The sequence below is a fragment of the Bilophila sp. T19-St14 genome (assembly GCF_059728385.1).
Genome location: NZ_BAAGFT010000002.1, coordinates 815,139 through 828,733 on the forward strand (window position 1 = coordinate 815,139; position 13,595 = coordinate 828,733).

13 protein-coding genes are annotated in these 13,595 nt (G+C 65.6%); 2 read left to right on the plus strand and 11 right to left on the minus strand.

All coding sequences use genetic code 11. The features are described from left to right. Positions 1–31 precede the first annotated feature (31 nt). Entirely contained in the window at positions 32–2,443 is a 2,412-nt protein-coding gene (cutC, locus tag AC6I1V_RS17900) for a choline trimethylamine-lyase (protein ID WP_486854648.1), read from the plus strand. 66 nt (positions 2,444–2,509) lie between these two features. Continuing rightward, complete coding sequence (locus AC6I1V_RS17905; protein WP_486854647.1) at positions 2,510–3,451, plus strand: glycyl-radical enzyme activating protein; 942 nt, start codon at positions 2,510–2,512, stop codon at positions 3,449–3,451. A gap of 451 nt (positions 3,452–3,902) precedes the next feature. Here AC6I1V_RS17905 and AC6I1V_RS17910 read toward each other — a convergent pair whose 3' ends face one another. The 11 genes from AC6I1V_RS17910 to AC6I1V_RS17960 form a co-directional block, all read right to left on the minus strand. Further along, on the minus strand, positions 3,903–5,303 hold the full coding sequence (locus tag AC6I1V_RS17910) for an NAD(P)H-dependent oxidoreductase (RefSeq protein ID WP_497737297.1): 1,401 nt from the start codon (positions 5,301–5,303) through the stop codon (positions 3,903–3,905). A gap of 111 nt (positions 5,304–5,414) precedes the next feature. Beyond that, positions 5,415–6,713, minus strand: a complete 1,299-nt coding sequence (otnK, locus tag AC6I1V_RS17915; RefSeq protein WP_486854645.1) for a 3-oxo-tetronate kinase — start codon at positions 6,711–6,713, stop codon at positions 5,415–5,417. A gap of 4 nt (positions 6,714–6,717) precedes the next feature. Continuing rightward, positions 6,718–7,533, minus strand: coding sequence for a class II aldolase/adducin family protein (locus AC6I1V_RS17920; protein WP_486854644.1), 816 nt, complete (start codon positions 7,531–7,533; stop codon positions 6,718–6,720). Beyond that, positions 7,502–8,491, minus strand: a complete 990-nt coding sequence (locus tag AC6I1V_RS17925) for a zinc-dependent alcohol dehydrogenase (protein WP_486854643.1) — start codon at positions 8,489–8,491, stop codon at positions 7,502–7,504. Before AC6I1V_RS17925 ends, AC6I1V_RS17920 begins: the two co-directional genes overlap by 32 nt. A 133-nt stretch (positions 8,492–8,624) precedes the next feature. After that, on the minus strand, positions 8,625–9,950 hold the full coding sequence (locus AC6I1V_RS17930; protein WP_308770695.1) for a GntP family permease: 1,326 nt from the start codon (positions 9,948–9,950) through the stop codon (positions 8,625–8,627). Positions 9,951–10,279: 329 nt separating this feature from the next. Then, complete coding sequence (locus tag AC6I1V_RS17935) at positions 10,280–10,414, minus strand: helix-turn-helix domain-containing protein (protein ID WP_486854642.1); 135 nt, start codon at positions 10,412–10,414, stop codon at positions 10,280–10,282. A gap of 78 nt (positions 10,415–10,492) precedes the next feature. Then, the gene (locus tag AC6I1V_RS17940; RefSeq protein WP_497737298.1) at positions 10,493–10,627 is read right to left on the minus strand and encodes a helix-turn-helix domain-containing protein; all 135 of its coding nucleotides are present in this window, start codon (positions 10,625–10,627) and stop codon (positions 10,493–10,495) included. Positions 10,628–10,705: 78 nt separating this feature from the next. Further along, entirely contained in the window at positions 10,706–10,840 is a 135-nt protein-coding gene (locus AC6I1V_RS17945; protein ID WP_497737299.1) for a helix-turn-helix domain-containing protein, read from the minus strand. Between the two features lie 78 nt (positions 10,841–10,918). Further along, positions 10,919–11,053: a helix-turn-helix domain-containing protein gene (locus AC6I1V_RS17950; RefSeq protein ID WP_497737299.1), complete on the minus strand. Its 135-nt coding sequence runs from the start codon at positions 11,051–11,053 to the stop codon at positions 10,919–10,921. Between the two features lie 78 nt (positions 11,054–11,131). Continuing rightward, positions 11,132–11,326 carry a helix-turn-helix domain-containing protein gene (locus AC6I1V_RS17955; RefSeq protein ID WP_497737300.1) on the minus strand — a complete coding sequence of 65 codons (195 nt, stop codon included), beginning with the start codon at positions 11,324–11,326 and terminating at the stop codon, positions 11,132–11,134. 17 nt (positions 11,327–11,343) lie between these two features. Next, positions 11,344–13,593, minus strand: a complete 2,250-nt coding sequence (locus AC6I1V_RS17960) for a sigma 54-interacting transcriptional regulator (RefSeq protein WP_497737301.1) — start codon at positions 13,591–13,593, stop codon at positions 11,344–11,346. Positions 13,594–13,595 lie beyond the last annotated feature (2 nt).

Consider the following 13,595-nt stretch of genomic DNA (forward strand, 5'->3'; position numbering starts at 1 on the left):
CGGCGAAACCTTTTTGCAAAGGAGCCCCCTCATGTCCTGCTGTACCCCAACAACCCCCTCCGGCGCTTCCGGGCTGTCCGGGCGCGTGGCCCGGCTGCGCGCCGACTATCTGGCCTCGAAGCCCAACATTTCCGCTTCCCGCGCGCTGGCGTTCACCGAAACCTACAAGCGCCATCCGGGGATGCCGCCCATCAAGCTGCGGGCGCTGGCCTTCAAGCGCGCCTGCGAAACTGCGCCGCTCGCCATCTTCCCGGAAGAACTCATCGTCAGCCATCCGGCGGGCCGCCGCCGGGGTGGGGAAGTCTCGCCGGACATCGCGTGGCGCTGGGTGCGGGACGAACTGGACACGCTGTCCACGCGGGCGCAGGACCCGTATGAAATCGACGAGGACACCAAGCGGGCGTTGCGGGAAACCGTATTCCCGTACTGGGAAGGCCGCTCCGTGGACGAGATTTCCGAAACGCGGTTCCGCGAGGCCGGGCTGTGGAGCTGGTCCAGCGAGAGCTTTGTCTGCGACGTGTCCATCAAGAGCCAGAGCGGAGGGGGCGATACCTGCCCCGGCTATGACATCATCCTGCTGACCAAGGGGTTCGGCGGCGTCATGGCTGAAGCCCGCGAACGCCTCGCGGCCTGCTCGCCCGGCATCCCTGAGGACATCGGGAAAATCCATTTCTATGAAGCCATGCTCCTCACTTGTGAAGGCGCGATCCGCTATGCCGAGCGCTATGCGGACTACGCCCTCGAACTCGCGGCGGCCGAGGCCGATCCCCGCCGCCGGGCCGAACTGGAACGCATCGCCTGCGTCTGCCGCAACGTGCCCGCCAATCCGCCCTCTTCGTTTCAGGAAGCGCTGCAATCCGTGTGGTTCGCGGAATCGCTGTTCACGCTGGAGGAAAACCAGACCGGCATTTCCCTTGGGCGCGCCGACCAGTACCTGTACCCGTTCTATCGGCACGACATCGACAACGGCGTGATCACCGAGGCCGAGGCGTCCGAGCTGCTGTGCTGCTGGCTCATCAAGATGGCCGAGGTCATGTGGCTGTGCAGCAAGGAATCCGCGATGTATTTCGCGGGCTACCAGCCGTTCATCAACCTGGTGGTCGGCGGGCAGAAGCGGCACGGCGGCGACGCCTGCAACGAGCTGACCTACATGATCATGGATGCCTCCAAGAATCTCGGCCTGTACCAGCCCGCGCTGGCGACGCGCATCCACAACGCCTCGCCCCAGAAATACCTCAAGAAGATCGTCGAGGTCGTCAAATCCGGCATCGGCTTTCCGGCCTGCCACTTCGACGACATGCACATCAAACAAATGCTCTCCAAGGGCTTTTCCTATGACGACGCCCGCGACTACTGCCTGATGGGTTGCGTGGAGCCGCAGAAGTCCGGGCGCATCTACCAGTGGACATCGGTGGGATATACCAACTGGCCCGTCGCCATTGAATTTGTGCTCAACAATGGGGTGCTGCTCTACGATGGCACGGTGCAGGGGCTGCAACTCGGCGGGCTGGAGCAGTACGACACGTTTGAAAAGTTCGAGGCGGCGGTCAAGCGGCAGGTTGCGCATATTACGGAACTGGCCCTGCAAGCCACGCTGATCAGCCAGTGCATCCACCGCGATTACGCGCCGAAGCCGCTGGTGTCCGCGCTGGTCGAGGGCTGCATGGAAAGCGGGAAGAACGTCATGGACGGCGGCGCGGTGGTGAATGCTGGGCCGGGGCTTATCTGGACGGGGCTGGCCGACTACGCGGATTCGATGGCGGCGGTCAAAAAGCTCGTCTATGAGGACAAGGCCTGCACGCTGGAAGAACTGGCGCAGGCGCTCCGCGACAACTTCGCAGGGCATGAAAAACTCCTCAAACGTTGCCTCGACGCGCCGAAATACGGCAACGACGACGATGAAGCGGACTTTTTCGCCAAGGACATCGTGGATTTCACGCAAGACGAGCACAAGCGTCGCCGGACGCTGTACAGCCGTTTCAGCCACGGCACGCTGTCCATCTCGAACAACACGCCGCAGGGGATGCTCATCGGGGCGCTGCCGTGCGGGAGGCTCGCGGGCGCGCCGCTTTCCGACGGCATCAGCCCCGGACAGCAGCGCGACGTGTGCGGGCCCACCGCCGTCATCAAGTCCGTCAGCAAGGTGAACGTCGAGGCCATGGAAATCGGGCAGGTACACAACTTCAAGATCATGAAGGGGTTGCTCGATACGCCCGAAGGCGAGCAGGGGCTCATCAACCTGCTCCGCACGGCGAGCCTGCTTGGGAACGGGCAGATGCAGTTCAGCTATGTGGACGACGACACCTTGCGCGCCGCACAAGCCGATCCCGCGCAGTACAAGGATCTCATGATCCGCGTCGCCGGGTACAGCGCGTTTTTCGTGGAGCTGTGCAAGGACGTGCAGGACGAGATCATCAGCCGCACCATGTTGCGGAACCTGTAGCGGACCGCGCCCCGGATGGCCTGACGGCGGGATTCCGGGGCGCAAAATCTTTATGCCGGGGGCGGTATGCGCGGGATTGTCTTCAATATGCAGAGGTATTCCATCCACGACGGGCCGGGGACGCGCACGCTGGTGTTCCTCAAGGGGTGCCCCCTGCGCTGCGGGTGGTGTTCCAATCCTGAGAGCCAGTCCCCGCGCCCGGAAATCCTGTTCGAGCCCGAACGCTGTTCGGCGTGCGGGGCGTGCGTCCCGGCGTGCCCTGAAGGGCTCCACAGCCTGAGGGCCGGACCGTCCGGCACGGCCCATCTTGTGGAGAGGGCCGCTTCCTGCCGGGGGTGCGGGGCGTGCGCGGCCGAATGCCCGAACGGGGCGCTGCGGGTGAGCGGCAGATCCATGAGCGTGGAGGAGGTTGTGGATGCCGTCATGCGGGATGCCCCGTTTTATTGGCAGTCCGGGGGCGGGGTGACGCTGAGCGGCGGGGAGGCGACCATGCAGGCGGCGTTCGCCCGCGAGGTGCTCATGGCCTGCCGCGACAACGGCGTGCACACGGCCCTCGAAACCTGCGGGATGGCTGACTGGGAAACATTCCGGGAGCTGGCCCCGCATGTGGATTTGTTCCTCTACGACATCAAGCATATGGACGACGAGGCGCACAGGCGGCTTACGGGCGCGGGCAACCGGCGGATTCTGGACAACCTGCGCGGGCTGTTCCGCATGGGCAAAAAGGTTCTGATCCGAATGCCGCTGATCCCCGGCCTGAACGACGATCCCGCCGGGCTGGAGGCGGCTTTCGCCATGCTGCGGGAGGAAGCGGCACGAGGGGCCGACATCGTGGGCGTGGAACTGCTGCCCTACCACCGTTATGGGGAGGGCAAGTACCGCCAGCTCGGACGGGCGTACCCCTGCGGCGCCGAACCCTATACGGAGGAACGTCTGGAGGCGTTCAAGGCCTTTCTCGCGGCCCGGAGTACGGAAGGGGTGCCCCTGCGCCTTGTCCGGCACGCATGATTCCGTGCCGGAACACGCGGGGCTTTTAGGCGAGGGAGGACGTGGGGATTCAGGGTTCCGCCTTTCCCCAATATTACCGAATCCGCCGGGGGGGACGGGGATGGCCCCGCAAGCCCGTGGATGGCTTGGCTGCCCTCATCCCCCCGCCGGTGGGCGGATGAAGCGGACGTTACGGGGGCAGGGGCCAGTGCCGCTTTCCGGCGGATGCGCTGGGCAAGGCAGGCCGTCCATCTCTCTATATATTGGGTTTTCCAAGGCGGAGGCCATCAGCCGTTAGGCGGCAGGTCCCTGAAAGACAAACGGGATCACCCCGGCAAGGGGCGATCCCATCTGTTTTTGAGAAAAGGCAGAGGAGAGCGTCTGTCGTCAGATTGTTGTCGGGCGATCCCGTCTGTCTTTGGGGAAGGGGGCGGCACCTTTGCCGCCTCCCCTGAAGGCGGGTATCCGCCGGTTATTTCACGAGGCCGAACGCCTTGTCCTGTTCGCGGCGCAGGCGGAGCAGGGTGGATTCTTCGGGCATGTCGAGGTCGCCGAGGGTGATCAGCTTTCCGGCGGGGACATCCCTGCACAGCGTCCGGTGGCTGAGCAGGTAGAAGGGCAGGGCCGCATCCGTGCCGATGGCGGCGGCGGGGTTGAGGACGCCTTCCACGCCGTCGATGGTGTGGTGGTGGCCGCCCATGTCAAGGACGGTTCCCTTGGGCAGGTCGCGCACGGCGCGCCCGCACAGGTCGCACAGCGGGCGCAGGTTGTCGCCGCCGGTGGCGTGCTTCATGAGGGCCGCCGCGAGGACGCTGGTGCCGGTTTCCACGCCGAGCAGGTGGGCGGGATGGTACAGCGCGGCATAGCGGTCGTTGCGGCTGCACGGGTGCCCCTTGGCCTTGAGCACCTGCCACGATTTTTTGTCTTTGCATTCCACGACGATGAAGACGCCGCCCGCCATGCTCGCCTCGTCGGGGCGGCGGAAGCAGTTGAAGATGTCGAGGCGCCCCGGCGCGTCGAACAGGCCGCCGTCGGCCTTGGGGCAGAAGAGATCGGGCATTTCGTCGATGCGGGCCACCGGCGCGTGGAAGAGCGGGCGATCCGGCATCATGCCCGTGGCGTTGGCGACCACCGCCATTTCGCAGAGGTCAGGCACGGAACGGTGCGAGAGAGAGGTGAGCATGGCGCGGCGCTTGCCGACGACCTCTTCCGCCGGGCGGTCGCCGAACTGCCACAGCGAGCCCATGCCGGGAGTGGCGATTTCCTGCTTCTGGCCGGGGCACAGCACCATGTCGCGCGCGGGATCATAGATGAAGTCGTATTCGCTGGACTTGCCTGCGCCCACGATGTTCATGCCGAGGACGCGGCCCCAGCTGATGAGCCCGATGAGCAGGCTGGGCTGGTCGCCGTCGCCGGTGGTGTAGACGAGGCCGCGTTCCGCCGCCTTGCGCGCCAGGATGGAGCCGACGACGGAGTCGGTTTCCTTGGAGACCATGACGACGTGCATGCCGCGCTCAATGGCGAGCTCGGCGGCGGCGGCGCTGGCTTCGGGCGCGCCGGAGCTTTCCACCAGCACGTCGAGGGGGAGATCCGCGATGTAGTCAAACCGATCCACGACGACGTTGAAGCCGTCGGCATAGGCCTTTTTCGCATCTTCGGCGGATTCGCACACGCGGACTTTGGAGGCGGGGATGCCCGCGTTTTCATAGGCGTCCACCGCACGCTGAACGGTGCGCGTGCACACGGCGGGGACTTCGAGCAGGGGCATCCCCTGCGCCTGGAAGAGGAAGGACGCTCCGAATTCGCCGGCGCCCGTGAGGCAGGCCTTGACCGGACGGTGTACGGAAGGATTGAACAGCGATTCGTAGAACATGATTGACTCCCTGTGGTTGCGGATGAAAAGCAGGCCCCGGCGGGAGCGCGGCGCGCTCCGGGCGGAGGGGGGACTTTCGCGGTCAACCGCGGCCAGTCCGGCCAGCCGCGGTCAGTCGGCGTTTGCGAGAAGGCCGAGCGCCTGCATGAAAAAGTCTTCGCCGCCGAAATTGCCCGACTTGAGGGCAAGGGCAAGGTGCGGGGCGTCGGGTTGGGCCGGGTCGTGCAGCGTTTCCGTCCACGGCACGCCGGGCGCGATGGTTTCGCCGATGCGCAGCGCCCGCACGCCAAGGCGGGACACGACCGCGCCGGAGGTTTCGCCCCCCGCCACGAGGATGCGCCTGACGCCGGTTTCCACCAGCGCGGCGGCGATGTCGGCAAGCGCCCGCTCGATCATGGCTCCGGCGGCTTCCCTGCCGAAACGGGCCTGCGTCGCGGCGACCCTGTCCGGGGAGGCCGTGGAGTAGACGATGCACGGCCCGTCCGGGCAATGCCTGCGGGCGAAGGCGACGGCCTCGGCGACGTACCCGCCGTGATCCTCGGCAAGGGCCAGCGGATCGAGGGCAAAGCCGGGGCGCTGCCGCGTGAACCGCGCCACCTGCGCCTGCGTCGCCTGCGAACAGCTCCCGGCGAGCACGAGCGCGAGGCCCGGCGCATTGACGGGGGCCGGGGGCACGGGGCCGTCCGCGCCGATGCCGAAGTTGACGCCGAGCCCGCGGGCCACGCCGCTGCCGCCCGTGACCAGCGCGTGCCCGGCGCAGGCCGCGCCGATGGCCCGCAGATCCGCGTCGGAAAGCGCGTCGCAGACGAGCCACGGCGTGCCTTGCGCCGCAAGCCCGTCCATCCGGGCTTTGACGGCTTCGACGCCTTCCCGGACGGTTTCCAGCGGGATCAGCCCGCTTTTGCGTGAAGACTGGGCGTCCATGAGCCGGATAAGGTTCGCGTCGGTCATGGGCGTCAGCGGATGGCTGCGCATGGAGGTTTCATGCAGCAGCCTGTCGCCCACGAAAAGGTAGCCCTGATAGACCGTCCGCCTGTTTTCGGGGAAGGAGGGGCAGACGACCGCGCGGTCGCCGCCGAGGGCCTGGAGCAGGGCCTCCGCCACCGGGCCGATGTTGCCCCTAGGGGTGGAGTCGAAGGTGGAGCAGTATTTCCAGAAGAACTGGCGGCAGCCCGCGGCGCGCAGGGCTTCGAGCGCGGCGAGGGCCTGGCTGACGGCCTCTTCGACGGGGACGGTGCGGATCTTCAGGGCCACGACCAGCGCGTCGGCCTGTGCGGCGGCTTCCGAGGCCAGCGCAGGATCCGGCACCCCCAGAAGCTGGATGGTGCGCATCCCGTTGCGGCTCAGGGTTTCGGCAAGGTCGGTGCCGCCGGTGAAATCGTCGGCGATGCAACCAAGAACGGCAGTCATGGGATCAGGCTCCTTTGGGGGGAAGAAGTTCGGCGGCCTGTTCCGGGGTCAGGCAGCGCACGGGCAGGCCCCGCAGCGTCAGGTAGAGGCGGCAGGTGGCTTCCAGCTCCTCAGCCGCGTCCAGCGCCTTGGTCAGGCTCACGCCGCCGGTGATGGAGCCGTGGTTGGCCATCAGCAGGGCCGTGCGTCCGGGGGCGAGGCGGGCGACGCCCGCGCACAGTTCCGCCGATCCGGGTTTCGCATACGGCGCGACCGCAAGATGCCCCAGCTTCATGAGCTGGTAGGGCGTCAGCGGCGGCAGGGGGCTGTCGGGGTCGAGATCCGACAGGCAGGAGACGGCTACGGCCCACGGCGAATGCAGGTGCACCACCGCGAGGTGATCGGGGTTGGCCTTGTACCACGCGAGGTGGAACGGCGCTTCCTTGGTGGCCTTGGGGCCGCTGACGAGGGCGCCCGTTTCGTCCAGCAGGGAAAGGCTTTCGGGCGTCAGCTCGCCGAAGGGGATGCCCGTGGGCGTGGCGAGGATGCCCCCCTCGACCCGCAGGCTCATGTTTCCGGCGGAACCGCCGGTCAGGCCGCGCTGGAAGACGGAGCGGCAGGCTCCGGCAAGCAGGTTCCGGCCTGTTTCGCAGTCAGGGCAGGTAATCATTGTCTTTTCCTTGGTCTTCCTTGCACGGCGCGCCCGCAGGCGGGTACGCCGGGGGCCTTCCGGCAAGGCCGCGCGATCCCCTTCCGGGGAGGCGGGATCGGCGGCCCTGCTATGGCTCGGTTGCGTCCGGTTCGTCCGGTTACGGCCTGAATACGATCTTGATGGCGGCATCGTCCTTGTCCGCGAGGTCGAACCCGGCCTTGATGTCGTCCAGCCTGAATTCGTCGGTGATGAGGGGCCTGACCTCGACGAGCCCTTGGGCCACCGGGCGCAGGGCTTCCGGGCACCAGACATAGCGCTGTTGCCACGTATGGTGGACGAGGCAGGTGTTGATGAATTCCAGCCCGTCGTCGTGCCAGCGGCTGATGTTCAGCGTCACCGGGGTGGTGACCCAGCTGTAGAACACGAACTTGCCGTTGTGCTTGATGATCTCGCTGGCGGTGTTGAAGGATTCGGCTGTCCCGGCGGCTTCGACCACCACGTCCGCGCCGAGGCCGTTGGTCAGATCCTTGACGGCCTCGATGACGTCGTCCTGTCCGGGGTTGAGGGTGATGTCCGCGCCGAGGCTGCGGGCGAGGGCCAGCTTGCCCTCAAGCACGTCCACCACGACGACGCGGTGCGCGCCCTTGCGCTTGGCGCACTGGGCGATGATCTGCCCGGCGAAGCCGCCGCCCATGACCACCACGGTGTCCCCAAGCTGCACCCCGCTGTTCAGGCCGGAATACATGGCGCAGGAGATGGGCTCGCCCAGAGAGGCGATGTCCATGTCGAGATCATAGGGCACGGGCTGAAGCTGGAAGGACTTGGCGGCGAAATATTCGGCGAAGTTGTTGTTCCAGCCGAAGGCCATAACCTTGTCCCCGACCTTGTAGTCGGCTACGCGGCTGCCCACGGCGACGACCGTGCCGCCGCTCTCGTGCCCGAGCAGGAAGGGGAATTTTGGGTCCTGCCGGAATTCGGCGGTTTTCGGGGGCAGGTAGCCGCGGTAGAAGTTCTTGTCGGAACCGCAGATGCCCATGAGGTGGTTCTTGACGATGATGTCGTCCTCGCCGCAGACAAGTTCGCGCTCGATAAGCTCGATGTCGCGGGGCCCGTTGAGGCGGGCGGCCTTGGTGACGAAAGTTTCCATGTCCGTTCCTTTATGACGGAAAGAGGCGGGGACGGTTTTGATGCGTTCCCGCCTTTCCCATGCCATGCGGCCTTGCATGGCGCATTGGGGGAAATCGGCCGCCGGGGGGAGGTAGCCGGGCCCGCCCATTGGTTTAGATGATGCCGGCGAAGTGCAGGATGACCGTGAGGGCCGCGCCGGTGAAGCCGGCTACCGTGGATCCGCCGCCGACCGCCCGGATGCCCTGCCGGATGTCCATGTTGGACATGGTGACGGTCACCCAGAAGCCGGAGGAGTTGGCGTGCTTGAACATGAGCGCGCCCGTGCCGCAGGCGAGGAAGGCGGCGAGCGGCGAGATGCCGAGCGCGCCGAGCATGGGCTCGACGAGGGCCGCGGCGGTCATGACGCCGAGGGCGTTGGAGCCGGTGATGACGTGGATGAGCGCGGCGATGAGGATCGGGATGATGATGCCGGGGATGCTGAACTGCACCACGGTTTCGGCCACGGCGTTGGCGACGCCCGCATTCTTGATGAACGCGGCGAGCGCGCCGCCCATGGCGGTGACCATGATGGGCATGGCGGAGGAGCGCAGGGCGGATTCCACCCAGTCGTTCATGACCTTCTTGGAGCGCCATTCGGCGCCGGTGAGCACCAACGAGAACAGGCAGCCCGCAAGGAGCGCGGCGAGCGGCGAACCGATGAACTTGAAGACCTTCGCAACGGCGGTATCCGGGAACATGGCGTTGATGCCCGTGTTCAGGAAGATGAGCACCAGCGGCAGGACGATGGGGGCGAGGGAGGTGCCCACCGAGGGCAGGGGCTTATCCTTCGAGGCTTCGGCGGACTTGATGTATTCGTCCTGCGGGGCCACGGGCTCCTTGAGGGTGAGGCAGTACAGCCCGGCGGCGAAGATGGAGGGGATCGAAATGATGACGCCCCACATGATCGCATCGCTGAGCGGCAGGTGGAGCAGCGCGGCGGCGGCCACGGGGCCGGGGGTCGGCGGCACCAGCGAGGCGGTGACGAGCGCGCCCATGTATAAGGCCGTGCCGTAGGACATCATGGACTTGTTGGTCTGGAGGGCAAGGTTGGACACGATGGGGATGAGCAGGATGACCACGGTGTCGGCCCAGATCGGGATGCCGAGGATGCCCGAAGCCAGCAGGATGGCCCAGAGCACGCGCTTTTCACCGAAGAGCTTGACGGTCGCCTTGGTGATGCTGACGGCGGCTCCCGTCTCTTCAAGGACTTTGCCGAGGATGCATCCGAGCACGATGACGATGGCGATGCTCTTCAGCGTGTCCGACATGCCCTTGTTGATGATGCCTTCAATCTTGTCCCACGGGGTTCCTATGGAGATGGCAAGAATGATGGTTGCGACCAGAATGCTGGTGACGGGGTGGATCTTCCATTTTGAGATGAAGAGTATCATCAGCAAGATACAGACGGCAAAGGCTATCAATACATAAGCGCTCGACATTTCTATCTCCTCCGCAATAATAGAACAGGTATTCTCTCCGGGCGTTATTTAGCAAGTTCGGTGCCAGAGCTGTTCCTGCGGTGCGCCGGGCGTGCGCCTTCCGGGGCCGCCGGATGGATTTGGCAAACATCGGCGGCCCCCTGGGGGACGTTTGATTGTTCAAACAAAGTGGTAGGGACGGGAATGTCGCACGCCCGCAGGACGGCGGGGATGGGGGCGGCGGGCTGTTGCAGCGGAATACGGATGCAACGGATCGTTGCAACATATATGCAGCAATCCGTTGCAGCGGCGGCCTTGCGCCCAAAAGGGCAACCTGTTGAATGTAAAGGTTATTTCTGTATATATTTCTGGATGTTGCGCCACAGTGTGGTTCGATCCATGCTCAGGTCGCGGGCGGCACGGGTTCGGTTCCCGCCGCATGCGCGCAGGGCCGCGAACAGCCTGCCCTTTTCGCTGTCCGGCATGATGCCGTACGCGGCCTCTGAGGGAAAGGGGGCGGTTGTTGCCGAGTGCCCCGGAAGGCACCCATTTGGATGTCTAGCCTACTTCTCAATATATTTCTGGAGCTTGCGCCACAACGTGGTACGGTCTATGCCGAGCTTCCGTGCCGCTTGGGTTCGGTTGCCGCCGCATGCGCGCAGGGCCTCGAACAGCCTGCCCTTTTCGCCGTCCGGCATGGTGCCGTATACGGCCTCCGGGGGAAGGGGGGCTGTTGTTGCCGTGTGCCCCAGAGGGCCCCCGCTTGGATGTCTAGCCTACTTCTCGATATATTTTTGTAGCTTGCGCCACAGCGTGGTGCGGTCTATGCCGAGCCTCCGTGCCGCTTGGGTTCGGTTTCCGCCGCATGCGCGCAGGGCCGCGAACAGCCTGCCCTTTTCGCCGTCCGGCATGGTGCCGTATACGGCCTCCGGGGGAAGGGGGGCTGTTGTTGCCGTGTGCCCCAGAGGGCCCCCGCTTGGATGTCTAGCCTACTTCTCGATATATTTTTGTAGCTTGCGCCACAGCGTGGTGCGGTCTATGCCGAGCCTCCGTGCCGCTTGGGTTCGGTTTCCGCCGCATGCGCGCAGGGCCGCGAACAGCCTGCCCTTTTCGCCGTCCGGCATGGTGCCGTATGCGGCCTCCGGGGGGAAGGGGGCGGGTGTTGCCGTGTGCCCCGGAAGACACCCATTTGGATGTCTAGCCTACTTCTCGATATATTTTTGTAGATTGCGCCACAGCGTGGTGCGGTCTATGCCGAGCCTCCGGGCCGCTTGGGTTCGGTTCCCGCCGCATGCGCGCAGGGCCGCGAACAGCCTGCCCTTTTCGCCGTCCGGCACGGTGCCGTATGCGGCCTCCGGGGGGAAGGGGCTGTTGTTGCCGAGTGCCCCGGAAGGCACCCATTTGGATGTCTAGCCTACTTCTCGATATATTTCTGGAGCTTGCGCCACAGCGTGGTGCGGTCTATGCCGAGCCTCCGGGCCGCTTGGGTTCGGTTGCCGCCGCATGCGCGCAGGGCCTCGAACAGCCTGTCCTTTTCGCTGTCCGGCATGGTGCCGTATGCGGCCTCCGGGGGGAAGGGGGCGGGCGCCGCCGGAAGCAGGGGCGGCGGCACTTCCTCGATGTCCTCCGGGTACAGGGCCCTGTTGAGATCCGCCGAGGTCAGGACGGCCCGGTTGCGGCGCAGGACGGCGGCCCGCTCCACGACGTTGCGCAGTTCCCGCGCGTTGCCCGCGAACGGGTATTCCCGGAGCAGGCGGAGGGAGTCCGGTTCGACCTTCGGCAGGGCTTCGCGGTTCTTCCAGCAGAATTTCTTGAGGAAAAAGTGGAACAGCTCAATGACGTCCTCCCCCCTGCGGCGCAGGGGCGGGATCGTGATTTTCAACACGTCGAGGCGGTAGAGCAGATCCTGCCGGAAGCGTCTGGCGGCGACGAGCTTGTGGAGGTTGACGTTGGTCGCCGAGATGATGCGCACGTCCACGGCGATCACCCGGTCGTCGCCGATGCGCCGGACTTCGTGCTCTTGGAGCACGCGCAGGAGCTTGCTCTGCATGTTCAGCGGGATTTCGGATATTTCGTCGAGGAACAGCGTCCCGTTGTGGGCCACTTCAAAAAGCCCCATCTTGCCGCCGCGCGTCGTCCCGGTGAATGCGCCTTCCACATAGCCGAAGAGTTCGCTTTCAAGCAGGTTTTCGGGCAGGGCCGCGCAGTTGATGGCTACGAAGGGCCCGTTGCGGCGCTGGCTGGCGTTGTGGATGCCCTGCGCGAACAGCTCCTTGCCCGTCCCCGTCTCGCCCACGATCAGGATGTTGGACGAGGCCGCGGCGTAGCGGCAGGCATCCTCTATGGTCTCGTCGATGAGCCGGCTGCAATGCACGATGTCCGAAAGCTGGTGCTTGGCGGTCAGCCCCCTGTTGCTCAGTTTCTTGCGGATATGCCCTTCGAGCTGCTGGACTTTGTCCACGTTCTGGAAGCTGATGACGACGCCCGCCGCGACCCCGTTGATGGCTACCGGCGTACAGTCGAAGGTGATGGACACGCCGCGCACCTTGCGGATTTCGCCCTGTATTTCCGTACAGTCGCGCATCGACCGGGTGAAGCTGTCCATCATGCAGGGGAAGGCCGTTTCGAGGGGCACGTCCTTGAGCGGGGCGTCGCGCATGAGGCAGGCGGCGGGGTTGTCCCGCCGGATGATCCCGGAGGCGTCCACGTAGAGAAGGCCGTCCTTCACCGACTCCGTGATGATTTTATAGGCCTCGGTCTGGATGCGCTCGTGCTGGACAAGGGTGACCGCCCGGATGGCTTCCTCCAGCGACTGCGCATAGGTTTCCCGGCCCGTGCGCAGCAGGATGGCGGGAAGGCCCAGAAGCCCCGCGTCCTGCTGTACGGAATAGCCGCCGACGATGACGTCGCAGCCGTCCTGCTTGGCCAGCTCCAGCGCGTGCCGGATCTCCGCCGCGCATTCCGGGATGTAGACGCGGATGTCGCAGCCGAACATGCCGGAAAACTGTTCGATCCCGTTGAACGCGTTGTAAAAGCCGACGAAACCGATGCGGCGCGGCTGGAAACGGCGCTGGCACTCCTGAATGGAGCGGATGACGTCGTAGCCGGAAATGGCGATGTCGATGATGGGGACGCCCAGCCCCTGCGCCTTCAGCCGCCGGGCGGAATAGCCGCGGGCGATGACGGCGTCGCAGTCGCGCAGCTCCGAGAGGTCGAGCCTGTCCACGGTTGCGGTGATGATGCGGTTGTCGATGCGCCCGCGCTGGGGATGGGCCGCGATGACGTCCTGCACGATCCTTTCCATTTCCGGGTAAGGGGAAATGCTGACGATGCGGATTTGAGGCAGCGGCATAGTCCTGCTCGTTTGTTTGAGTGTCTTTGGGCCGTTAGCGGCAGGGCTGCCCCCGGAACGGGCTTTGGAAGGCCCGCCTTCAAAAGCCGCCGCCCGAAGCCGCCGTTTGGGGCTGCCGTCCGGCGATGGGGCCGGGAACAGGGCCGGAAACCCCGCCCACGGGACGCCCGCCGACCGCCCGGAATGCCTCCGTCGCGGCAGGACGCGCACCCGCAGGAAGCTCGCCGCCCGCATCCGGGCATCATCCACGCCCTTCCCGCAAGGCGAACCCGTCACCGGCAGATCCGCCCGCGCCCAACCGACTAATATCAACT

Excerpts from the sequence above, each read along its gene's own strand:
- cutC (WP_486854648.1), top strand. The coding sequence starts at position 32 with ATGTCCTGCTGTACCCCAACAACCCCCTCCGGCGCTTCCGGGCTGTCC.
- AC6I1V_RS17905 (WP_486854647.1), top strand. The coding sequence starts at position 2,510 with ATGCGCGGGATTGTCTTCAATATGCAGAGGTATTCCATCCACGACGGG.
- AC6I1V_RS17910 (WP_497737297.1), bottom strand. The coding sequence starts at position 5,303 with ATGTTCTACGAATCGCTGTTCAATCCTTCCGTACACCGTCCGGTCAAG.
- otnK (WP_486854645.1), bottom strand. The coding sequence starts at position 6,713 with ATGACTGCCGTTCTTGGTTGCATCGCCGACGATTTCACCGGCGGCACC.
- AC6I1V_RS17920 (WP_486854644.1), bottom strand. The coding sequence starts at position 7,533 with ATGCCGCCATCAAGATCGTATTCAGGCCGTAACCGGACGAACCGGACG.
- AC6I1V_RS17925 (WP_486854643.1), bottom strand. The coding sequence starts at position 8,491 with ATGGAAACTTTCGTCACCAAGGCCGCCCGCCTCAACGGGCCCCGCGAC.
- AC6I1V_RS17930 (WP_308770695.1), bottom strand. The coding sequence starts at position 9,950 with ATGTCGAGCGCTTATGTATTGATAGCCTTTGCCGTCTGTATCTTGCTG.
- AC6I1V_RS17935 (WP_486854642.1), bottom strand. The coding sequence starts at position 10,414 with ATGCCGGACAGCGAAAAGGGCAGGCTGTTCGCGGCCCTGCGCGCATGC.
- AC6I1V_RS17940 (WP_497737298.1), bottom strand. The coding sequence starts at position 10,627 with ATGCCGGACGGCGAAAAGGGCAGGCTGTTCGAGGCCCTGCGCGCATGC.
- AC6I1V_RS17945 (WP_497737299.1), bottom strand. The coding sequence starts at position 10,840 with ATGCCGGACGGCGAAAAGGGCAGGCTGTTCGCGGCCCTGCGCGCATGC.
- AC6I1V_RS17950 (WP_497737299.1), bottom strand. The coding sequence starts at position 11,053 with ATGCCGGACGGCGAAAAGGGCAGGCTGTTCGCGGCCCTGCGCGCATGC.